Origin of the sequence: Microbispora corallina (assembly GCF_016863035.1) — a bacterium.
Lineage (GTDB): Bacteria > Actinomycetota > Actinomycetes > Streptosporangiales > Streptosporangiaceae > Microbispora > Microbispora corallina.
On record NZ_BOOC01000022.1, the window covers coordinates 1 to 20,822 of the forward strand.

Sequence of the window (20,822 nt, forward strand, 5' to 3'; positions counted from 1 at the left end):
GGATGCGAGAGAAGGAGACGCGATAGGGACCGGCGGGTACGGCGGAGGCGTTGCGCGAGGCTGCCAACAGATGTCCTTCCGAGGGCTCACGGACTGACTACACGCACGCTGGACGACATCACAGCCGATTGAGAGGAGCGGGACGCCGAGGCACACGTGGAAGGGCAGCATAAACCAAAACGCAGACGAGTTCCACTGATATCTCTATCGTCAACCTCAATCCCGTAAGCAGGATCGCATGCCCTCACGGAAACCGTCAAGTCACACGCGACAGTCCCTTCCTGACGACCCGTCGGCTTCGCCAGGGCCGGCGTTTCCCGCCTCCCCGCCCGGGGGGCCGCGTCTCCCCGGACGCTGGTTTGCCGTTCCGGCAACGACCTTTGTCAACGTCGCCGCGCCCCGAGCATCATCTCCGGCGTGAAGGCGAACGGAGGCATCCCATGACCGTGCGGAACACGCAGCAGTACGACGTGGTGGTCGTCGGCGGCGGCCCGGCCGGGCTGAGCGGCGCGCTGACCCTGGCCCGGGCCCGGAGGTCGGTGCTCGTGATCGACGCGGGACGGCCGCGCAACGCCCCCGCGGCCCAGGTGCACACCTACCTCGGGCGCGAGGGGACGCCGCCCCTCGACCTGCTCGCCGCGGGCCGCTCGGAGGTGGCCGCGTACGGCGGCCGGGTCGCCGAGGGCGAGGTGGTGACGGCCGGCCGTGACGCCGACGGCTTTCTGCTGGGGCTGGGCGACGGCTCCGCCGTCCGGGCCCGCCGGCTGCTCGTGGCCACCGGCCTGACCGACGAGCTTCCGGACGTGCCCGGCCTGGCGGGGCGCTGGGGCCGGGAGGTGCTGCACTGCCCGTACTGCCACGGCTGGGAGGTCCGCGACCTGCCGATCGGCGTGCTGGGAGCCGGCCCCTGGGCCGTGCACCAGGCCCTGCTGTGGCGGCAGTGGAGTGCGGACCTGACGCTCTTCCTGCACACCGCGCCCGCACTCGACGACGACCAGGCCGAACGGCTGGCCGCCCGCGGCGTCACGGTGGTGGAGGGCCGGGTGGCGGGCCTGGAGGTGACCGACGACCGGCTCACCGGCGTACGGCTCGCGGACGGCCGCACGGTCCCCCGCCGCGCCCTCGCGGTCACCTCCCGTCTGACCGCCCGTGCCGGAATCCTCGAGACGCTCGGCCTGAAGCCGGTCGAGCACGAGATGGCCGGTCACGTCATCGGCACCCACATCGCCGCCGGCCCGGCGGGCGCGACCGACATCCCCGGCGTGTGGGTGGCGGGCAACGTCACCGGCCTCCTCGACCAGGTCGTGGCCGCCGCGGCCGCCGGGGTGCGCGCCGGCGCCGCCGTCAACGCGGACCTGATCGAGGAGGAGACCGCGCAGGCGGTCGCCGCCCACCGGGCCCGGGCCGCGGACGCCACCACCATCTGAGACCGGACGCCCCTGCCCGGGGACGGCAGTCCGAACCCGGCTGCCCATTCGCCCTCCCCTTGCCCGAAGAATGGGTAGAAATCGGACAGCCATGAGGGCCATTGGATCGAAACGGCTCAGGCGTCGGCTAGAGTCGTACGTGGTCGATGTGGTTTGTGTCCCCCGGGCCGCAATTACCGCCTTCACGGAATACCGTTCGGCTGGAGCCGTGTTGTGCATCTCGCCGAGGAGGCGACCGCCACATCGGCCTTTATCGTGGGCGCCCCGCGAGACCACCTGGTCTCGCGGGGCGCTTCGCGTTCCGCCCCTGACGTGCCCCGCACCACCCGCGCCGCGGTACGTCACTTGGCGTAGCCGTACAGAAAAACGGGGGCCGAGTTGCACGGGGCGCACACTCTGCGTGGGGGCGGGGCGTCCTAGGGTGTCCCCATCGCCCTGTGGAGGAGAGCCCGTGCTTTATCGCGCCGCGAAGATCATCAGCGTCCCCCTCATGCACGCGGTCTGGCGGCCGAGGGTCGAGGGCCGCGAGAACGTCCCGGCGCGGGGACCGGCCATCCTGGCCTCCAACCACCTGTCCGTACTCGACTCGTTCTTCCTGCCCGCGCTGCTGCCGCGCACGGTGCGGTTCGTGGCCAAGAACGAGTACTTCACCGGCAACCGGCTGACGGCCATGTGGATGCGGTCCACCGGGACCGTCGCCATCGACCGGCAGAACGTGACGGCCGCCCAGGCCATGCTCGACGCGGCGGTGGGCGTGCTCAGGGCGGGTGAGCTGTTCGGCATCTACCCGGAGGGCACCCGCTCCCCCGACGGCCGGCTGTATCGCGGCAAGATCGGCGTGGCGTGGCTGGCGCTGACGACGGGGGCGCCGGTCGTCCCGGTGGCCATGCTCGGCACCGAGAAGGTGCTGCCGCCCGGCACGTCGGTCCCGCGGATCCACCGGATCGGCGTGCGGATCGGGGAGCCGATCACGTTCACCGGCGACGCCGGGAACGCGCGCGACCGCCGGCGGGTCACCGACGAGGTGATGGAGGCCATCGCCAAGCTGTCCGGCCAGGAGTACGTGCCGAGGTACGCCACCAGCGTCAAGTCCGAGGCCTGACCCCGCGAGCCCGTCGTCCACAGGCGCTCGCCGGGCGCGTGTGGGAGGCGGCCCGGCCGCGCTAGGCTCGGGACGACTCGGACACAGGGGGTGGCAGGTGCCGCGGGGACGCACTGTGGCGATCGCATCCGCCGTCGCGGTTCTGGTGGCGGCCGGCGCGGCCGGCGGGGCCTACTACGTGCTGCACACGCGGGGCACGCCGGCCGAGACCGCGCAGCGCTTCACCGCCGCGTGGACGCGCGGCGACCTGGCGGCGATGAAGGCGCAGCTCGCCTCCCCCGCCTCCGGCTTCGACGCGGCGTACGCCGAGCTGACGAAGAACCTCGGCGCGACCGGGGTGGCGGTGAGCGGCCTCCAGGTGAGCGCCCCGGCGAACGACAGGGCCACGGCCGGGTTCACGGTCACCGCCGCGCTCAAGAACGTCGGCGACTGGACCTACCAGGGCCGCCTGAACCTGGTGGTCAAGGACCACTACTGGAAGGTCGACTGGTCGCCCGCCGCGGTGCACCCCGCCCTCGACGGCACCGGCCACCTCGCCCTCAAGACGACGTGGCCCCAGCGGGCCGTCATCACCGACGCGAACGGCGACCGCATCGACGGGACCGACGTCGGCGGCTCGGTCCAGCAGCTGGTCGGCTACCTGGACAAGGCGACCCCCAAGGACGTCAAGAAGCTGGGCGCGGCCTACCGCCTGAAGGATCCCGTGGGCCGCGGCGGCCTGCAGGAGACGTTCCAGAAGCAGCTCGCCGGCACCCCCACCACCGAGATCCAGCTGGTGGGGGGCCAGGCCAAGACCCTCCACACCATCGAGGGCAAGCCGGGCGAGGACCTCAAGACCACCCTCGACCTGCGGGTTCAGACAGCCGCTGCCGACTCCGTGCGCGACCTCGACAAGCCCGCCTCGCTCGTCGCGATCCGGCCCTCCTCGGGGGAGATCCTCGCCGTCGTCAACAACAAGGGCGGCTTCAACCGCGCCCTCGACGGCCGCTACCCGCCGGGCTCGACGTTCAAGACGGTCACCGCGGCGGGGCTCCTGGCCGCGGGGCTCACGCCGTCCTCCGACGTGTCCTGCCCGAAGCAGGTCAAGGTGGGCGGACTCGACATCCGCAACTCCGACCACGAGGCGTTCGGCTCGCTGTCGTTCCTCGACTCCTATGCCCACTCGTGCAACACGACGTTCGCGCCGCTCGCCGCCGAGAAGCTGAACGCGCAGAAGCTGTACGACATGGCGACCGACCTCGGGTTCAACCGGCCGCTGAACATCGGGGTCCCGGCCACCAGCGGGAGCATGCCGAAGGCGACCAGCGTCGCCGAGCTGGCGGCCGAGTCGTTCGGGCAGGCCCGGATCCTCGCGACGCCGCTGGTGATGGCGACGGTGGCCGCCGCGGTCGCCGACGGCAGCTGGCGGCCGCCCACGCTCGTGCCGTCCCTCAAGCAGAAGGCGTCGCCACAGCAGCTGCCCGACGGGGTGGCCGACCAGCTCCGGTCGATGATGCGCGCCGTCGTCACCAAGGGCACGGCCCACGCCGCCGGGCTCCCGTCGGGCACCGCCGGGAAGACGGGGACGGCGGAGTTCGGGGTGGGCGACAAGCTCGACACCCACGCGTGGTTCATCGGCTTCCGCGGCGACCTGGCCTTCGCCGTCATCGTGGAGGCCGGCGGCATGGGCGGCGAGGTGGCCGCGCCGGTCGCGGCCCACTTCCTCAAGTCGCTCCCCCAGCAGTGACATCCCGTGCACCCGATGAGCCGGGCGGGTACTCCGTTCGCGGCGGGGAGGCGCCGCCCAGGGGCCGGGGTCAGGCCGGACGGTCGGCGAGCAGGGCCCGGAAACGGGCCGCGCCCTCCCGTTCCAGCCAGGTCCCGAACGTCATCAGGCCGGGGTGGAGCGCCCGCAGGGCCGGGATGTCGGCCCGCCAGCCGCCGAACGACTCGACCCGTTCGAGATCGTCGGTGTTCACGCCCAACTGGGCGAGCGTCTCCTTCGGGACGGGGTCGGTCTCCAGTGGGCGGCCGACGGCGCGGGCGATCGCGTCGACCAGCTCGGCCCGGGTGAGCTCGTCCCCGGCGAGCTCGAACGCCTGCCCGGCGTAGCGGTCCGGATCGGCGAAGGCGAGCCCCGCGAACGCCCCGATGTCGGCGACGGCGATCAGCTGCACCCGCGCGCTCGGCGGGATGATCCTGATCAGCGCCTTCTCCGCGAACACCCCGAACTCCCGGGACGCGTGGTTCTCCATGAACATCACCGGCCGCAGCACGGTGGCGGGCAGCGCCAGCCCCCGGATGTGCCGTTCGATCTCCCATTTGGTCTCCCAGTGGCTGACCCCGGTGTCGCGGTCGGCCCCGCCGACGGACGTGTACACGACGTGCCCGGCACCGGCGGCGTGCGCGGCGTCGGCCACGTTCACCCCCATCCGCACCTCCTCCTCCAGGAAGTGCGGGGCCTGCCGCGACGGCTGAACGCTGAAGACGCCGTACGCGCCCGCCATCGCGGCGTCGAGCGAGGCGCGGTCGAGCATGTCCCCGGCGACGGGCTCCGCGCCGGCCTCGGCCAGCGCCTGGGCCGCGGGCGCGGAGGGGTCGCGGACCAGGGCCCGCACCCGCCATCCGTCGGCCAGGAGCCGTCGCGCCGCGGCGCCGCCCTGGTTGCCCGTCGCGCCCGTCACGAGGATGGTCCGCTCTGATCTCGGCATGCCGTTCTCCCATCGGATAGCGTGGTTCCGGAGCGATGCTCCGATACTAGGCGGAGCACTGCTCCGATTGTCAAGACGGCGGGAGGGCCGAGTGAGCGAGGCGATGCGCGCGGACGCGCGGCGCAACTACGACATGCTGCTGGGAGTCGCGCGGCAGGCGTTCGCCGAGCAGGGCACCGACGCCTCGCTCCGCGACGTGGCCCGCCGCGCGGGGGTGGGCATCGGCACCCTCTACCGCCACTTCCCCACGCGGGAGGCGCTGCTCGAAGCCCTCCTCCGCAGCGGCTTCGACGGGCTGCGCGCGAAGGCCGACGACCTGCTGGAGGCGCCGTCACCCAAGGACGCCCTGGCGGAGTGGCTCCTGGCGTTCGCCCTGGGCTCGGGCACCTACCGGGGGCTGCCGGAGTCGGTCATGGCCGCACTCGCCGACGACACCTCGCGGCTGCACTCGTCCTGCGAGGCCATGCGGAACGCCGGCGGCCGGCTGCTGACCCGGGCGCAGGAGACCGGCGCCGTACGGGCCGACCTCACGACCGGGGAGATGCTCTCGCTCGCCGCCGGCGCCTCCTGGGCGGCCGGGCAGTCCCGGGCGAGCACCGAGGACCGGGAGGCGTTCGTGGCCCGCCTCCTGGAGGTCACGATGGAGGGTCTGGCGCCCTCCGGGGGGTGAGCGGCTACATCGGGAAGGCCGCGGCGTCGTGCCGCAGGGCCATGACCAGGAGGGTGGCGATCAGCGTCGCGATCAGCAGCCAGCTCACCGCGATGATCACGGTGGACCTTCGCGGCCAGCGTTGCCCGCCCCGGTCGGCCGCCCGGCGCCGCCCGCGCCTCCCGCGCTCGACACGCTGGTTGAACGACTGAAGGCGGGCGGCGAGCCTCGGGTCCTCATCACTGAGGTGGCGCTCGATCATCGCCAGCATCCGCTCTTCGTCCTGCGACCAGGCCATTGCGCAACTCCACAGAACGCAAGGTGTGTGCGGACGTTCTGCCCAACGATGAAGATCGTTAGCCGTTTCGAGGGCCGCGATTTGCGATCGTTTCACGTTGCGATCACGCTCGAATGTTTGTTCTAATGGCCGCATGCGCTGGGACAACCTGCGCCTCGCGGGGGACGGTACGGGCGACCAGGCCCTGCCGCTGTTCGCGCGCGGCGCGATCACGAGGACGTTCGACACCCCGGAGTTCCGGGGGATCACGTTCTACGAGATCCACGCGCGTTCGATCATCAACCGGGTCCCGGGCGCCAGCCGGGTGCCGTTCGAGTGGACGATCAACCCCTACCGGGGGTGCAGCCACGCCTGCGTGTACTGCTTCGCCCGCAAGACCCACGAGTACCTCGACCTCGACGCGGGCCGCGACTTCGATTCCAAGATCGTGGTGAAGGTCAACGCGCCCGACCTCGTCCGCCGCGAGCTCGCCGCGCCCAAGTGGACGGGCGCACCGATCGCCATGGGCACCAACGTCGACTGCTACCAGCGGGCCGAGGGGCGTTACCGGCTGATGCCGGGCATCATCGCCGCGCTGCGCGACGCGGCCAACCCGTTCTCGATCCTGACCAAGGGCTCGCTCATCCTGCGCGACCTCGACCTGCTCGTGGAGGCGTCCCAGGTCACCGAGGTCAGCACGGCCGTCTCGGCCGGCTTCCTCGACGACGACGCCTGGCGGGCGGTCGAGCCGGGCACGCCAAACCCGCGCAAGCGGCTGGAGGTCTGCGCGACGCTCAACGAGCACGGCGTCCGGTGCGGCGTGCTGATGGCCCCGATCCTGCCCTACCTGACCGACTCGCCCGCCCTGCTGTCCGCGACGGTACGCCGGATCGCCGAGGCGGGGGCCGTCCACGTCACGCCCATCGTGCTGCACCTGCGCCCGGGGGCCCGGGAGTGGTTCATGGCCTGGCTGTCCCGCGAGCATCCGCGGCTCGTCCCCCGCTACCTGGAGCTGTACGGCAGGGGCGCCTACGCCCCCAAGGCGTACCAGGAGCGGATCGGTCGCCAGGTCGCGGAGCTCGCCCGGCAGCACGGGGTGGGCCGGGCCACTCCTCGGGAGGCCCGCCGGATCCGCCCCCCGGACACGCCGCAACACCCATCCGAGCAGTGGCCCCAGCCCGCGTCCGAGCCCGTATCGGCGCGGGGGCCGGAGCGAGCGCAGGAACGGGCGTCCGAGCACACGCCCGATCAGAGGTACGCCCACCGGTCCGGCCGCCCGGCCGCCGAGACGCGCCGCCCTCCCGCCCCGGAACAGCTCACGCTTCTGTGAGCCCGGGAAAACGCCAGGGGCCGGGGGATGCCGGGAGCGAGAGCATCGGGCCGGATACGATCGCGCGGCGTGGAAGAGTTCGTCCGCGCCCATACGAGGCTCGCCCCGGCGCCGTACGTGCCGGAGATCCGCCTCCACCTGGCCGTCCCGTCCAGCGGTTCGTCCCCCGGTGCCGGGCCCGGGCACGCCGGTCCGGACGACGAGCTGTACGAGATCTGGGAGCGGACCGGGAGTCTGCCCTTCTGGGCCTACGCGTGGGCCGGCGGGCAGGCGCTCGCGCGGCACGTGCTCGACCATCCCGAGACGGTGCGCGGCCGGACCGTCCTCGACCTCGCCACCGGCTCCGGGCTGGTGGCGATCGCGGCGGCCGTGGCAGGGGCGGCCGAGGTGGTCGCCAACGACGTGGACCCGCACGCGCTGGCCGCCGCCGCACTGAACGCCGAGGCCAACGGCGTGCGGGTCCGGCCGGTCGCGGGCGACGTCCTCGACGGGAGGCCCGAGGAGGACGTGGTGCTGGCCGGCGACGTCTACTACGAGAGGGCGCTCGCCGAGCGGGTGACGCCGTACCTGGCCAGGGCCCGGGGGACGGTCCTGGTGGGGGTTCCCGACCGCGCCTGCACCTACCTCCCGGCCGGTCTCTTCACCGAGATCGCCGTGCACGCCGTCCCCGCCGCGCTGGAGGACACCCCCACCAAGCGCACCTCTATATACCGATTTATCGGCTCATTGTGAGCTAGATCACATCAACAACTGGCCCCGTCGGCACGTCGCAGGGAAGGGGGATCGACATCGACGCGAACGGGGCATGACATTGTCGTTACTACGGCGTACCGCGGCACGCACACTCCTTCGGGTGCTGGAGGCACGCGACCGCCGGCGGGCGGGGACCGCGCCGCCGCCGGACGACCACGAGGTGCGCATCCTGCTCCTGCACGCCAACGGGATGGGCGGCACCATCAGGACCGTCTTCAACCTGGCCGGGTACCTCGCGCGTACGCACGACGTGGAGATCGTGAGCGTCGTCCGGGAGCGCGAGGAGCCGTTCTTCCCGGTGCCGCCGGGCGTGCGGATCCGGTACCTGGACGACCGCCTCCCCCGGCGCAGGGGCCTGCTGTCGCGTTTCCCGAGCCTGCTCGTGCCGAAGGACGAGGCGGCCTTCCACTGGTTCACCCTCCGGACCGACCTCAAGCTGGTGCGCTACATCCGCTCGCGCCGCGGCGGCGTGCTCATCGGCACCCGTCCGGGCCTGAACCTCGTCGCCGCCCGGTTCGCGCCTCCCGAGGTCGTCACGGTCGCGCAGGAGCACGGCAACCTGGCCGGGCACCAGCCGGGGGTGCGCGGCCAGATCATGCGCCGGTACGGCCGGCTGGACGCCCACGTCACGCTGACGGAGACCGACCTGCGGGCCTACGAGCGGGCCTACGGGAAGGCGGGCAGGGGCACGCCGCGGGTGCTCGCCCGGATCCCGAACGCCGTGACCCGGCTCGACGGCGGCGTCTCCCCGCTGACGGCCACGACCGCGGTGACGGTGGGCCGGCTGACCCACGTCAAGGGCTACGACCTGCTGATCCGCGCCTGGGCGCACGTGGCCGAGCGGCATCCGGACTGGACCCTGCGCATCTACGGCGGCGGGCCGCGCCGGGAGAAGCTGCAGGCGTCCATCGACAAGCGGGGGCTCACGGACACGGTCGTGCTGGAAGGTCCGGCGGACGACGTCGGCGGGGCGCTGGCGGCGGCCTCGATGTTCGTACTCAGCTCCCGGCGCGAGGGGATGCCCATGGTCGTCCTGGAGGCGATGAGCAAGGGCCTGCCGGTGGTCAGCTACGACTGCCCGACCGGGCCGTCCGAACTGATCACCCACGGTCTCGACGGGCTCCTCGTGAAGCCGGAGAAGATCCATGCCCTGGCCGACGCGATCTGCTCGGTTATCGAGGACGAGGACCTGCGGCGCAAGCTCGGCCGGCGCGCCCAGGAGACGGCGGCCGCCTACGACATCGAGGTCATCGGTGCCCGCTGGGAGGCGCTCCTCGACCGCCTGGTGCGCGCCCGCCTCGACGGCGGCGCCGTACCCCCGCCGGACGAGTCCGACGGAGCCGCGGACGAAGCCGCAGACAGGGCGGCGAACGGAGCGGCGGACGCCGAGCGGCAGGTGACGGATGTGACGCCGGACACGAGCGGGGCCGACGGCAGCGGCGGCACGGCCTCGGCGCTCCCCGGCCCGAGCGCGGCCACCGGGGACACCGCCACCGACACCACCGCGGACACCACCGCGGACACTGCCAGGGCCGACACCGCGACACGCGGGGGCGATGCCGGCGGCGGCCCTCGGGCGCGTGCGGTCACCGTTCCCTTCGGAGGCCTGGCCCGGAGGTGAGTCCGTGCGGAGGGCCTGTTTTTGTCGGTGGCCCGCCCTAGTGTTGAGGCGGTTGAGGTCCTCGACGAGGAGGTTTCCATGACGACCCTGCCCGATCGGCCGAACACGGCGTTGCTCGTCATCGACGTCCAGAACGGGGTCGTGAACGGCTCGCACAACCGCGACAGTGTCATCGCGAACATCGACACGCTGATCGCCAAGGCGCGCGCCGAGGACGTCCCCGTGATCTGGGTGCAGCACTCCGACGACAATCTGAAGCGGGGCAGCGAGAGCTGGGCGTACGTGCCGGAGCTCGTCCGCCGCGATTCCGAGCCTCTCGTGCACAAGAACTACGGCGACTCCTTCGAGGACACCGAGCTGGAGGTGCTGCTCGCCGACCGTGCGGTGGGCCGGCTCGTCGTCACCGGCGCCCAGACCGACGAGTGCATCCGCGCGACCCTTCATGGGGGGTTCGTCCGGGGGTACGACGTGACGCTGGTCGGCGACGCGCACACGACCGAGGACCTCAGCCCGTACGGCGCGCCCACTCCCGACAAGGTGATCGCGCACACCAACCTCTACTGGCAGTACCACCGGGCACCCGGCCGCCGCGCCGGCACCGTGAGCACGGACCAGGTGAGCTTCACCACGGACGACGCCGGCTGAGCCGTCGCGGGCCGCAGGCACGTCCCGCGGGCTTCGCGGGCCGGAGGCGCGGTCCCGGGGACTGTCCCGTTGATCCAGCAGGCCCAGTGGTTCTAACCTGGGGCGATGTCGGTTGGCGGTACGGCGGCATATGCCGATCTCGCGGGGTTACCTCCAGTGGTCAGGCGTGCGGTCCAGGCAGCCCGGCAGGCGGGCTTTGCCCTTTCCTGCAGGCCTGAGCAGGGGCGACTGCTGTACGCGCTGGCGGCCGGAGCCGAAATGATCGGGGAGACCGGCACCGGGTGCGGGGTCGGCCTGGCGTGGCTCGCCGCAGGCGCCCGGCCCGGGGCTCGGCTGGTCAGCGTCGAACAGGACGCACATCGGGCGTCCCTGGCCGCCCAGGTCTTCCTCGATCATCCGCAGGTCTCGGTGATCTGCGGCGACTGGCAGGAGATCTACCCACACGGGCCGTACGACCTGCTCGTGCTCGACGGTGGCGGCCAGGGCAAGAGCGGTGAGCAGCCGGCGGATCCGCACCGGCTGCTCAGATCGGGAGGCATGCTGGTCATCGACGACCTGACCCCGGCCCGGCACTGGCCGCCGCGGTTCGACGGCGCCGTCGACCAGGCGCGGATGCACTGGCTCGACCACCCCGGGCTGGATGCGGCCGAACTTCGGCTCGCCCCGGATCTGGCCGCGCTCGTGGCCACCCGCCGTTTCGGCGAGACGTCCGGCACAGCGGATCACTGAACCGGATCGCCCGGCCAGACCCTGATCGAGGCGACCGCGACCGCGCCGCAGCTCCCGTCCGCGCTGCCGGTGCGGTGGGCCGCCGCCGCCGAGGATCCCCGGGACCCTCGAAGATCCCCGGGAACCGCCGAGGACCCAGGCGGCGTTCCCTACGAGAGCGGCCGGACCTGCACAGCACGGATGAACCAGTCGAACGCGGGCGCCAGGCTCTGCGGGGGCCGCCAGCCGTTGACCACCGCGAGCAGCCGTAGGTACAGCTCCCGACGGGGATCGTTCACGGTCTGCGCCCAGGTGAGCAGGTCGCGGCGGAGATCCGGGTCGTCGGGGCGGTCCAGGGCGCGCGCGTACGAGGCGGTCACGGCCGCCACGACCGGTGCGGCCTCGGGCGACTCCGGGTCGACTCCCGCCGCGAGAGCAGGCTCGACGAGGTCGCGCACCGTCGCCGCTGCGTCCCGTCGCGGAACCCCACCCCCGCCGCGCCCGTCCCCGGTGTGCCCCTTCGCCCCCCGCCCGGCTCCGGCGTCTCCGCCTCCGGGCCGCCCGTGCACGGGACGGCCGCCCACAGCGCGCCCGTCCGCCGCACATCCGCCGAGGGCGTCTTCGCCACCGGGCTGTGCGCCGATGGGGCGGCGGCCTTCGGGGTGTCCGATCGCGGCGCGCTCGGCGGCGTGGTGCTCGGCGAGGCGGCGCATCACGGCGCGGAACTCCACATCGCGGGTGAGCTCGGCCAGTCGCACCCACGCCTCGACCTGCTCGGCCGCGGGGTGGTCGGGCAGCTCGGGCGTCATCGAGCGCCGCGCGCCCAGGAACCCGTGGTCGGTGTCCAGCTCGCCGAAGGCGGCGTCCAGGAAGTCCCCGACCAGACGCAGCCGTTCGTCCGCGGAGAGCGTGGCAAGGTCGCGCATGAGATCCATCTCCTCAGGTGTGGACCCGTGCCTGGCCACCGCCAGCAGGACCGCGCGCCGCAGGAGCAGCGTCCGGATCTGCACCGCCAGCGCCTCGGCGTGCGACGCCGCGACCTCGGTCAGGGTCGCCTCCCGGTCCACGACCCGGCGGATCGTGGCGAGGTCCAATCCGAGGTCGCGCAGCGTGCGCACGAGGTCGAGGCGGGCGGCGGCGTCGATGTCGTAGAGGCGGTGGCCGGCCGGGCTGCGGACGGTCGGCGGCACGATCCCCGTGTCCGCGTAGAACCTGATGGCCTTGACCGACAGACCGGTCCGCCTGGCCAGGTCCCCGATCGAGTAGAGCGTGTCGCCGTCCATGCGGGCCACTCTCGCGCCTCCCCCTACTGGAGGCGCAAGCCGGGGTCAGGCCTCACCGAGGAGCCGCCGGGCGAGCGCCCGGACCTCGCCGCGCAACTCGTCGGGCCGTACGATCGTGAACGGCCAGCCGAGGCCGGCCAGCATGCGGGCCATGCCGTCGAGCCGTTCGGCGCGGGCGACCACCCGCACCGCCCCGTCGGTCCCGCTCAGCGTGGCGACCGACGGCGGGATGCGCCGGCGCGCCTCGGCCAGCGTGGTCTCCAGCACCACCTCGACCTCGTACCGGTACGGCACGCCGGCCAGGGACTCCAGGACATGTCCCACCGGGTCGAACCCGTCCGGCTCCGGGAACTCCTCGCCCGTCGGCACGGCGTCCGACACCCGGTCGACCCGGAACGTGCGCACCTCGCCGCTGCGGTGGTCGTGCCCCGTCAGGTACCAGCGGCCCGAGTGGAAGACCAGGCCGTACGGGTCGACCGGCCGCTCGCTGTCCTCTCCCCGGAACGACCGGTACGCCAGGCGCACCCGCACCCGGCGGCGGGCGGCGTCGGCCAGCGTGAGCAGCGTGCCGGCGGTCGCCGGGGCCGGCGCGGCCGCCCGCGCGGTGAGCGCGACCGTCTCCTCGACCGCGCGCACCCGTTCCCCCAGTGGCGCGGGCAGCACCCGCTGGATCTTCGCGAGCGCGCTCTCCGTGGCCGCCTCCCCCACCGACATGCCCGTACGGCGGCCCGCCAGCAGGCCGAGGACCACGGCCGTCGCCTCGTCGTCGGTCAGCATGAGCGGCGGCAGCCGGTACCCCGGCATCAGGCGGTACCCGCCGTACCGTCCCCGCTCGGCCTCCACCGGCACACCGAGGTCCGTCAGGCGCACGGCGTAGCGCCGGACGGTCCGCTCGTCCACCTCGAGCCGGGCGGCGAGCTCGGGCCCTGTCAGCCCCGGCCGGGCCTGGAGCAGCTCCAGGAACGCGAGGACTCGATTCGTCGACATATCAGGACCGATTCTGCCCGGATTCGGTTCTACGGTCGATCCATGACGACATACGTACTGGTCCCCGGATTCTGGCTCGGCGCGTGGGCGTGGAGAGGCGTGACGGAGCGCCTGCGCGCCGGCGGGCACGAGGTCCACCCGCTGACGCTCACCGGCCTGGCCGACCGCGCCCATCTGCTGTCCTCCGGCCTCACCGTCGACACCCACATCGCGGACATCACCGGCCTGCTGGCGTACGAGGATCTGCGCGACGTCGTGCTCGTGGGGCACAGCGGCGCGGCGGCCGCCGTCACCGGCGCCGCCGACCGGGCGGCCGGTCGCGTCGCCCGCGTCGTGTACGTCGACAGCGGCCCGGTGCCCGACGGCATGGCCCAGGCCGACCTGTCCGGCCGCGAGCGCATCGAGAAGCACGCGGTCGACGGCCTCGGCTATCCCTTCCCCACCTGGGACGAACTGGAGGAGTCGGGCGCGAGCCTCGCCGGCCTCGGGGAGGCCGACCGCGCGCTGATGGCGAAGCGGGCCACCGACCAGCCGCTCGGCCCGATCACCACGCCGCTGAGGCTGTCCGGAGCCGTCGAGACGCTGCCGAAGACGCTGGTCAGCTGCTCGTACCCGCTCGACCAGGTCAGGGCGCTCATCGCGCAGGGCCACCCGTTCTTCGCGGCCCTCGGCGGCCCGGAGTGGGACCTGCGGGAGCTGCCGACCGGCCACTGGCCGATGCTCTCTCGCTCCGCGGATTTGGGGGCTTTGCTCTCCATGATCGTCTGACGACCGAGCGCCTTTACGATGTAGATCACGTGGGACATTTGTCCCGGCGGACCACGGATCGATCGATCTACTGGCCCGGCCCGCGTCTTCCTAGCGTTGGGCCCGTGGATGACATCGCCGTGTCACTGGAATCGGTGACCAAGACCTTCGGCCCCGTGCGGGCCGTCGACGACCTCACGCTCGCCATCCCCCGCGGGCAGACGGTCGCCCTGCTCGGCCCCAACGGGGCCGGCAAGTCGACCACCATCGGCGTCCTGCTCGGGCTCGTCCCGCCGGACTCGGGCCGCGTGTCCCTGTTCGGCGCCGGCCCCGAGCAGGCCGTACGCCGCGGCAGGGTCGGCGCCATGCCCCAGGAGGGCGGGCTCATCCCCCGCGTCACCGTGCGGGAGCTGGTCTCGTTCGTAGCCGGGACCTACGCCGCGCCGCCGCCCGTCGACCAGACACTGGAGCTGGCCCGGATCTCCGATCTGGCCGGCCGGCGGGTCGACAAGCTGTCCGGCGGCCAGGGCCAGCGCGTGCGCTTCGCGATGGCCCTGGCCGGCGGCCCCGACCTCGTCGTCCTCGACGAGCCGACGGCCGCCCTCGACGTCGAGGCCAGGCGTGAGTTCTGGCAGAGCATGCGCGGGCTGGCGAGCCGGGGGACGACCATCCTGTTCTCCACCCACTACCTGGAGGAGGCCGACGAGCAGGCCGACCGCGTCGTGGTCGTCGACCGCGGCAGGGTCGTGGCCGACGGCAGCAGCGCCGAGATCAAGCGGGTCGTCGCCCTGACGACCGTCAGCGTCACCGCCCAGGGCGAGGTCCAGTGGCTCGCCACGCTGCCCGGCGTCCGCCACCTGGAGGTCACGGGCGACCGCGTCCACCTGCGCAGCGGCGACCCGGACGCCACCGTCATGGCCCTCGCCGAGGCGGGAGCCGTACGGGACCTGGAAGTGACCCCGGCTGACCTGGAGGACGCCTTCATGGCGCTGACGAGCAAGGAGACCGTGTGATGCTGGGCTACATCCGGCTGGAGCTGATCCGGACCATGCGCGACGGCGGCTACATCGTCTTCGGCGTCGCCACGCCGGTGGTCATGTACCTCGTCTTCACCAACCTCGGGCTCGCCGGCGGCGACAAGCACCACGCCGCGATCTTCGTGATGGTGAGCATGGCCGCGTACGGCGCGCTGGGCTGCGCGTTCAACAACGGCAGCGGCATAGCCGAGGACCGGGAGGCGGGCTGGCTGCGCCAGCTGCGCCTGACCCCGCTCACCTCCCTCCAGGTGGTCGCCGGCAAGGTCGTTACCGGCGTCGTCGGCGTCGTGCCGAGCATCGTGGCCGTCCTGCTCACCGGGGCGCTGGTCAACCACGTCACGCTGAGCGCCGGGCAGTGGCTGTCGATGGTCTGCCTGCTGTGGGCGGGCACCGTGCCCTTCTCGCTGCTCGGGCTGGGGAACGGCTACCGCCTCACCGGCCAGACGGCCGGGATGGCCAACATCGCGACGATGCTCACCCTGGCCATCGTCGGCGGCCTGTGGGTGCCGGTGGACGGCTTCCCCACCTGGCTGCGGCGCATCGCAGAGTGGACCCCCTCCAACAGCTACGCCTCGCTGTCCTGGCACGTCGCCTTCGGCCAGACGCCGGCGGTCCGCGAGGTCGCCGTCCTCGCCGGTTGGCTGGCCGTCTTCGGCGCCTACGCCCTGTACGGCTACCGCCGCGCCGGCCGCACGGCCTGACGGCTGTGCAATCATCGAGCGCGATGAGCACGGATCGGCAGCACTGGCTCAACCCGCTCCACGAAGGAGAGCGCGGGCCCGACGCCAAGGGCATGTACATGTGGGTCACCCTCGCCGGCGGCGCAGTGTGGGACGTGTGGCAGGGCCGGTCCCACCCGCTGTGGGTGGCCTGGCCCGCCGTGATCGCCTCCGCGACGCTCTACCTCGTGGTGATCCACCAGGCGTTCGCGAACCGGCGGCGGGCCGAGCGGCTGTTCCTCCCCGCGCTGGCCGTCGTCTGCCTGTCGGGGGCCGCCGCCTTCGGGGACAACTGGGTCTACCTGCTGCCGTTGCTGTCCATCGCGATCGGCACCACCGTACGGCACCGGGGGTTCCCGGCCTTCGCCCTCGGCGTCTGCGTGGCGGCGGCCCTCATCGTCACCGCGCGCGGCGGCGGGATCGGCGACGCGCTGCTCCTGTGCTGGGGGATCTTCACGGCCGGGATCATCCCGGCGATCATCATCCGGCTGTGGGAGGCCATCCGGGAGCTCCAGCGCACCCGCGAGGAGCTCGCCCGGGCGGCCGTGACCGAGGAGCGGCTGCGGTTCTCCCGCGACCTGCACGACCTGCTCGGCCACACACTGTCGGTCATGGTCGTGAAGGCGGAGGTGGTCCGCAGGCTCGCCGCCGCGGACCCGGAGACGGCCGCGCAACAGGCCGCGGACATCGAGGAGATCGGCCGCCAAGCCCTCACGGAGGTCCGCACCGCCGTCACCGGCTACCGGGGCCGCGGCCTGGCCGCCGAGCTGGAGACGGCCCGCACGGTGCTCGGCGACGCGGGGCTGCGGGCCGTCATCCGCGCCCCCGTCGTACGGCTCGCGCCGGAGACCGACGCCCTGCTCGGCTGGGCCGTGCGGGAGGGCGTGACGAACGTGATCCGGCACAGCGGGGCCGGGTCGTGCGAGATCGACCTGCGGGACGGCGACGGGCTGGTGCTGGAGATCCGCGACGACGGCGGCCCGCCCGTCCCGTCCCGGAGCGGCCGGGGCAACGGGCTGACCGGGCTGCGCGAACGGGTGGCGGCCGTCGGCGGCTCGATGGAGGCGGGCCCGCTCCCCCGGCGGGGCTTCCTGCTCCGGGTGGCCGTGCCGGACGACGCGGAGGGGCGGGCGTGATCCGGGTGCTCCTGGCGGAGGACCAGGGCATGATGCGCGGCGCCCTCGCCCTGCTGCTGGGCCTGGAGGACGACATCGAGGTCGTCGCCCAGGTCGCCTCCGGCGACGAGATCGTGCCGGCCGCGCTCGACGCCCGGCCCGACGTCGCGCTGCTCGACATCGAGATGCCCGGCCGCAACGGGCTCGACGCCGCGGCGGAGTTGCGCCGGCGGGTGCCGTCGTGCCGGGTGCTGATCCTCACCACGTTCGGCAGGCCCGGCTACCTGCGCCGGGCGATGGAGGCGGGGGCCGACGGCTTCCTGGTGAAGGACGGGCCGGTCGAGGAGCTGGCCGGCGCGATCCGCCGGGTCCTGCGGGACGAGCGGGTCATCGACCCCGCCCTCGCCGCGGCCGCGCTCGGCACCGGGCCGAGCCCGCTCACCGACCGGGAGCGCGACGTGCTCGCCGCCGCCGCGGACGGCTCGACGATCGCCGACATCGCGGCCCGCCTCCACCTGTCGGAGAGCACGGTGCGCAACTACCTGTCGTCGTCCATCGGCAAGACCGGCACGCGCAACCGCATCGAGGCGGCCCGCCTGGCCCGCCACAACGGCTGGCTCTGAGCCCGGAACGGAAATCGGTTCGTCAGCCGCCACGTCGAGCCGCGCGCCGCGCGGTGAGGGCGTCGAGCAGGCCGGGGAACGTCTCGTCCATCTCGGCCCGGCGCAGGGCGTTCATCCGCGAGGTCCCGACGTAGTACTGCCGGATGAGGCCCGCCTCGCGCAGCACGGTGAAGTGGTGGGTGGCGGTGGACTTGCTCACCGGGATGTCGAAGCCGCCGCAGGCGATGTCCGCGCCGGCGGCGTCGAGCTGCGCCACGATGCTGCGGCGGACCGGGTCGACGAGGGCCTCCAGCACCGTCTGCAGGTCGAACTGCGACACGTCGGGGTGTGTCGGCGTGCGTGCCATGCCCCAATGGTACGACGCTCATCGAAGTTTGACAGCGATCGAACTTCTGCGCCACTGTTGGTCCCGTTCCCATCGAGCGGAGGGCGGCGGCATGGCGAGGACGGTGCGGTTCCACGAGATCGGCGGCCCCGAGGTGCTGCGCCTGGACGACCTGGACCCCGGCGAGCCGGGACCGGGCGAGGCGCGGATCCGGGTGGACGCGATCGGGGTCAACAGGGCGGAGGCGCTGTTCCGGAGCGACCGGTACATCGAGCCGGTCAAGCGGCTGCCGGCGCGGCTCGGGACCGAGGCCGCCGGCGTGGTCGAGGCGGTCGGCTCGGGCGTGACCGGGGTGCGGGAGGGACAGGCGGTCAGCGTCGTACCGGCCTTCTCGCAGAACGAGTACGGCGTGTACGCGGAGCGGGCGATCGTGCCGGCGGCGGCCCTCCTGCCCCGCCCCGAAGGCGTGGACGCCGTGTCCGGCGCGGCCGTGTGGATGCCCTACCTGACCGCGTACGGCGCGATGGTCGAGGTCGGCGGGGTGCGGGCGGGCGACACCGTGGTCCTGAACGCCGCGTCGAGCAGCGTCGGCCTCGCCGCGATCCACACCGCCGTCCGCGCGGGAGCCACGCCCGTCGCCGTCACCCGGACCCGCGCCAAGAGCGCGCGGCTGCTGGAGGAGGGCGCGGCCGAGGTGATCGTCTCGGACGAGGAGGACGTGGCGGAGCGAGTGCTGGCGCTGACCGGCGGACGGGGCGCCGAGCAGGTCCTCGACGCCGTCGCCGGGCCCGGCGTGACGGAGTTGGGCCGGGCCGTCGCCCCCGGCGGGACGCTCGTCCTGTGGGGGGCGCAGAGCGGGCAGCCCACGCCGTACCCGGGGTTCGACCTGGGCATGCCCGCCCTGAACATCAGGACCTACACGGTGCTGGAGATCACCCGGGACCGGGAACGCCTGCGCCGGGCCGCGGCGTTCGTCTCCTCGGGGCTGCGGACCGGGGCCTTCCGCCCGGTGGTGGACCGCCTGTTCCCGCTGCAGGAGATCGTCGAGGCGCACCGGCACCTGGAGTCGAACACCCAGGTCGGCAAGATCGTGGTCACCGTGGCCCGCTGAGGCGCGGCCGGCCTACTGGACGTCGAACTCGTTGCCCTCCGGGTCGGCCATCGTCACGTGGTGGTCGCCCGGCTCCTCGACGGTCCACAGCACGGTGGCGCCGAGCCCCTTGAGCCGGTCCACCTCGGCGTCCCGGCGCTCGGGGCCGACGTGCAGGTCGACGTGCAGCCGGTTCTTGACGGTCTTGGGCTCGGGGACGCCCTGGAAGAGAATCCGCCGTCCGAGTCCGACGCCGCTGACGGGGTCGGCGGGGTCGTCCGGGTGCCGGACGGCCTGGAGGGTCCGGAACGCCGTCCGGTCGGGGGTGAGCGCGCTGCCGTCGATCGCTCCCTGGTCGAGGAGGCGCCTGATGAGCGCGCTGTTGTCCTCCACCACGTAGCCCAGCGCCTCGGCCCAGAAGGCTGCCTGGCGGTGGGGGTCGGCGGCGTCCATGACGAGCTTCCATGCGATGGTCATGTAACTACTTATACTAGTTACATGCCTGTGACGCTACGCGGTTCTGACGGCGTCTCCTACCGTTTCGACCCGGGGGCCCTCTGCCTGGAGTTCGTGACCACGGGGGGATCCGTGGTGTACCCGCGCTACGAGTTGCTCCATGAGCCGGCCGACCTCAGCCGGTGGACGGCGGAGTCCCGGCTGGGCCTGGACCGGGTCGAGACGACCCCCGAGCAGCTCGGCAGGGCCAAGGCCCTGCGCGCGGCCCTGTGGAGGATGGCCGCCGACAGGGCGAACGGCCGCGCGACGGCGCCCGCCGACGTCGCGGCGGTCAACGAGGCGGCGCGGCTGCCGCCGCCCGTGCCGGAGATGGACGAGGACGGCCGGACGGCGCGGCTCGCCCCGGCGACCGGCGACCAGGTCGTCTCGGCCATCGCCCGCGACGCGATCGACCTGTTCACCGGCCCGTACGCCGACCGGATGCGCGAGTGCGCGGGGTACGGCTGCCACCTGCTCTTCGTGGACACCTCGCGCCCGGGGAGGCGCCGGTGGTGCTCGATGGAGCGGTGCGGCAACCGCGACAAGGTCCGCCGCCATCGTGCCCAGTCCCGCTGACCACCACACCCCCACCTCAAGCGGTGCCGCCGCAGCGCGCCGGGCGCTCAGACGTGCTCCATGACGACGACGGCGGCGGTGCCGGCGGCGAGGGCCTGGAAGACGTGCGGCCCGTCGCCCGGGTAGACCACGTAGTCGCCCGGCCCGAGCTCGACCGGCTCCCCCGCCGGCCCGGCCAGGGCCCGCCCGGCGCCGAGCACGACGTGCTCGACGGTGCCCGGCATGTGCGGCTCGGAGACCCGGGGTTCGCCCGGCTCCGCCTCGATCCGGTAGATGTCCCTGCGGGCCGACGGCGGGCAGGAGGCCAGCAGCGTGGCCGCGTAGTCGGAGCGCTCGGAATACGTCGCCGGGCCCTCCCCCGCCCGGATCACCCGCACACTGGGGCGCGGCGGGTCGACGAGCCGGCTGAACGGCACGCCGAGCGCGACCCCCAGCGCCCACAGCGTCTCCACGCTCGGGTTGCCGGAGCCCGACTCCAGCTGCGACAGCGTGGACTTGGCGATGCCCGCCCGCCTGGCCAGCTCTGTCAGGGACATGCCCGCGCGCTCCCGCTCTCGCCGGAGAGACGCGGCGATGACCCCGATCAAGCCCGGACTGCCGCTCTGCACGGTTCGCTCCACACT

General features: G+C 73.3%; 23 protein-coding genes. 16 read left to right on the forward strand and 7 right to left on the reverse strand.

Going from position 1 to position 20,822, the window contains the following annotated elements; translation table 11 throughout:
* The first annotated feature begins 440 nt into the window (after positions 1–440).
* The 3 genes from Mco01_RS21565 to Mco01_RS21575 all read left to right on the forward strand — a co-directional run bounded on the left by Mco01_RS21565 (position 441) and on the right by Mco01_RS21575 (position 4,255).
* Positions 441–1,427: an NAD(P)/FAD-dependent oxidoreductase gene (locus tag Mco01_RS21565; protein WP_204058716.1), complete on the forward strand. Its 987-nt coding sequence runs from the start codon at positions 441–443 to the stop codon at positions 1,425–1,427.
* 451 nt (positions 1,428–1,878) lie between these two features.
* Complete coding sequence (locus Mco01_RS21570; RefSeq protein WP_372444898.1) at positions 1,879–2,529, forward strand: lysophospholipid acyltransferase family protein; 651 nt, start codon at positions 1,879–1,881, stop codon at positions 2,527–2,529.
* A gap of 115 nt (positions 2,530–2,644) precedes the next feature.
* The gene (locus tag Mco01_RS21575; RefSeq protein WP_239103798.1) at positions 2,645–4,255 is read left to right on the forward strand and encodes a penicillin-binding transpeptidase domain-containing protein; all 1,611 of its coding nucleotides are present in this window, start codon (positions 2,645–2,647) and stop codon (positions 4,253–4,255) included.
* A 70-nt stretch (positions 4,256–4,325) separates the two neighbouring features.
* Here the strand turns inward: Mco01_RS21575 and Mco01_RS21580 are convergent, their stop codons facing one another.
* Positions 4,326–5,219 carry an NmrA/HSCARG family protein gene (locus Mco01_RS21580; RefSeq protein WP_204058718.1) on the reverse strand — a complete coding sequence of 298 codons (894 nt, stop codon included), beginning with the start codon at positions 5,217–5,219 and terminating at the stop codon, positions 4,326–4,328.
* A gap of 91 nt (positions 5,220–5,310) precedes the next feature.
* Here Mco01_RS21580 and Mco01_RS21585 point away from each other — a divergent pair, with 91 nt between their 5' ends.
* The gene (locus Mco01_RS21585; protein WP_239103799.1) at positions 5,311–5,889 is read left to right on the forward strand and encodes a TetR/AcrR family transcriptional regulator; all 579 of its coding nucleotides are present in this window, start codon (positions 5,311–5,313) and stop codon (positions 5,887–5,889) included.
* Positions 5,890–5,893: 4 nt separating this feature from the next.
* On the opposite strand, the gene Mco01_RS21590 is transcribed toward Mco01_RS21585, so the two are convergent.
* Positions 5,894–6,166: a DUF3040 domain-containing protein gene (locus tag Mco01_RS21590; RefSeq protein ID WP_036319478.1), complete on the reverse strand. Its 273-nt coding sequence runs from the start codon at positions 6,164–6,166 to the stop codon at positions 5,894–5,896.
* Between the two features lie 133 nt (positions 6,167–6,299).
* Here Mco01_RS21590 and Mco01_RS21595 point away from each other — a divergent pair, with 133 nt between their 5' ends.
* The 5 genes from Mco01_RS21595 (at position 6,300) to Mco01_RS21615 (ending at position 11,223) form a co-directional block, all read left to right on the forward strand.
* A complete protein-coding gene (locus tag Mco01_RS21595) occupies positions 6,300–7,475 on the forward strand; it encodes an Rv2578c family radical SAM protein (RefSeq protein WP_204058720.1) in 1,176 nt (391 codons plus the stop codon).
* 69 nt (positions 7,476–7,544) lie between these two features.
* Positions 7,545–8,207, forward strand: coding sequence for a class I SAM-dependent methyltransferase (locus Mco01_RS21600; RefSeq protein ID WP_204058721.1), 663 nt, complete (start codon positions 7,545–7,547; stop codon positions 8,205–8,207).
* Positions 8,208–8,328: 121 nt separating this feature from the next.
* Positions 8,329–9,849, forward strand: coding sequence for a glycosyltransferase family 4 protein (locus Mco01_RS21605; protein WP_239103800.1), 1,521 nt, complete (start codon positions 8,329–8,331; stop codon positions 9,847–9,849).
* Between the two features lie 78 nt (positions 9,850–9,927).
* Complete coding sequence (locus Mco01_RS21610) at positions 9,928–10,494, forward strand: cysteine hydrolase family protein (protein WP_204058723.1); 567 nt, start codon at positions 9,928–9,930, stop codon at positions 10,492–10,494.
* Between the two features lie 258 nt (positions 10,495–10,752).
* The gene (locus Mco01_RS21615) at positions 10,753–11,223 is read left to right on the forward strand and encodes an O-methyltransferase (RefSeq protein WP_204058724.1); all 471 of its coding nucleotides are present in this window, start codon (positions 10,753–10,755) and stop codon (positions 11,221–11,223) included.
* Between the two features lie 149 nt (positions 11,224–11,372).
* On the opposite strand, the gene Mco01_RS39835 is transcribed toward Mco01_RS21615, so the two are convergent.
* Positions 11,373–12,485 carry a MerR family transcriptional regulator gene (locus tag Mco01_RS39835; protein WP_275410541.1) on the reverse strand — a complete coding sequence of 371 codons (1,113 nt, stop codon included), beginning with the start codon at positions 12,483–12,485 and terminating at the stop codon, positions 11,373–11,375.
* A 45-nt stretch (positions 12,486–12,530) separates the two neighbouring features.
* Positions 12,531–13,472: a helix-turn-helix transcriptional regulator gene (locus Mco01_RS21625; RefSeq protein ID WP_204058725.1), complete on the reverse strand. Its 942-nt coding sequence runs from the start codon at positions 13,470–13,472 to the stop codon at positions 12,531–12,533.
* Positions 13,473–13,514: 42 nt separating this feature from the next.
* On the opposite strand from Mco01_RS21625, the gene Mco01_RS21630 reads away from it, so the two are divergent.
* The 5 genes from Mco01_RS21630 to Mco01_RS21650 all read left to right on the forward strand — a co-directional run bounded on the left by Mco01_RS21630 (position 13,515) and on the right by Mco01_RS21650 (position 17,713).
* Positions 13,515–14,240 carry an alpha/beta hydrolase gene (locus tag Mco01_RS21630; RefSeq protein ID WP_204058726.1) on the forward strand — a complete coding sequence of 242 codons (726 nt, stop codon included), beginning with the start codon at positions 13,515–13,517 and terminating at the stop codon, positions 14,238–14,240.
* A gap of 104 nt (positions 14,241–14,344) precedes the next feature.
* Entirely contained in the window at positions 14,345–15,232 is an 888-nt protein-coding gene (locus tag Mco01_RS21635) for an ABC transporter ATP-binding protein (protein WP_239103801.1), read from the forward strand.
* Positions 15,232–15,957 (forward strand): ABC transporter permease, encoded by a 726-nt coding sequence (locus Mco01_RS21640; RefSeq protein WP_204058727.1) that lies wholly within the window; start codon positions 15,232–15,234, stop codon positions 15,955–15,957. Before Mco01_RS21635 ends, Mco01_RS21640 begins: the two co-directional genes overlap by 1 nt.
* A 23-nt stretch (positions 15,958–15,980) precedes the next feature.
* On the forward strand, positions 15,981–17,111 hold the full coding sequence (locus Mco01_RS21645) for a sensor histidine kinase (protein WP_204058728.1): 1,131 nt from the start codon (positions 15,981–15,983) through the stop codon (positions 17,109–17,111).
* Positions 17,108–17,713: a response regulator transcription factor gene (locus Mco01_RS21650; protein ID WP_204058729.1), complete on the forward strand. Its 606-nt coding sequence runs from the start codon at positions 17,108–17,110 to the stop codon at positions 17,711–17,713. Before Mco01_RS21645 ends, Mco01_RS21650 begins: the two co-directional genes overlap by 4 nt.
* A 22-nt stretch (positions 17,714–17,735) precedes the next feature.
* Here Mco01_RS21650 and Mco01_RS21655 read toward each other — a convergent pair whose 3' ends face one another.
* Positions 17,736–18,059, reverse strand: coding sequence for an ArsR/SmtB family transcription factor (locus tag Mco01_RS21655; protein WP_204058730.1), 324 nt, complete (start codon positions 18,057–18,059; stop codon positions 17,736–17,738).
* Positions 18,060–18,150: 91 nt separating this feature from the next.
* Here Mco01_RS21655 and Mco01_RS21660 point away from each other — a divergent pair, with 91 nt between their 5' ends.
* The gene (locus Mco01_RS21660; protein ID WP_204058731.1) at positions 18,151–19,149 is read left to right on the forward strand and encodes a zinc-dependent alcohol dehydrogenase family protein; all 999 of its coding nucleotides are present in this window, start codon (positions 18,151–18,153) and stop codon (positions 19,147–19,149) included.
* A 12-nt stretch (positions 19,150–19,161) separates the two neighbouring features.
* Here Mco01_RS21660 and Mco01_RS21665 read toward each other — a convergent pair whose 3' ends face one another.
* On the reverse strand, positions 19,162–19,605 hold the full coding sequence (locus Mco01_RS21665; RefSeq protein WP_204058732.1) for a VOC family protein: 444 nt from the start codon (positions 19,603–19,605) through the stop codon (positions 19,162–19,164).
* 21 nt (positions 19,606–19,626) lie between these two features.
* Between Mco01_RS21665 and Mco01_RS21670 the strand changes: the two genes are divergently transcribed.
* Entirely contained in the window at positions 19,627–20,199 is a 573-nt protein-coding gene (locus Mco01_RS21670) for a CGNR zinc finger domain-containing protein (protein WP_204058733.1), read from the forward strand.
* 47 nt (positions 20,200–20,246) lie between these two features.
* Here Mco01_RS21670 and Mco01_RS21675 read toward each other — a convergent pair whose 3' ends face one another.
* Positions 20,247–20,819 carry a helix-turn-helix domain-containing protein gene (locus tag Mco01_RS21675; RefSeq protein ID WP_204058734.1) on the reverse strand — a complete coding sequence of 191 codons (573 nt, stop codon included), beginning with the start codon at positions 20,817–20,819 and terminating at the stop codon, positions 20,247–20,249.
* Between the last annotated feature and the right edge of the window lie 3 nt (positions 20,820–20,822).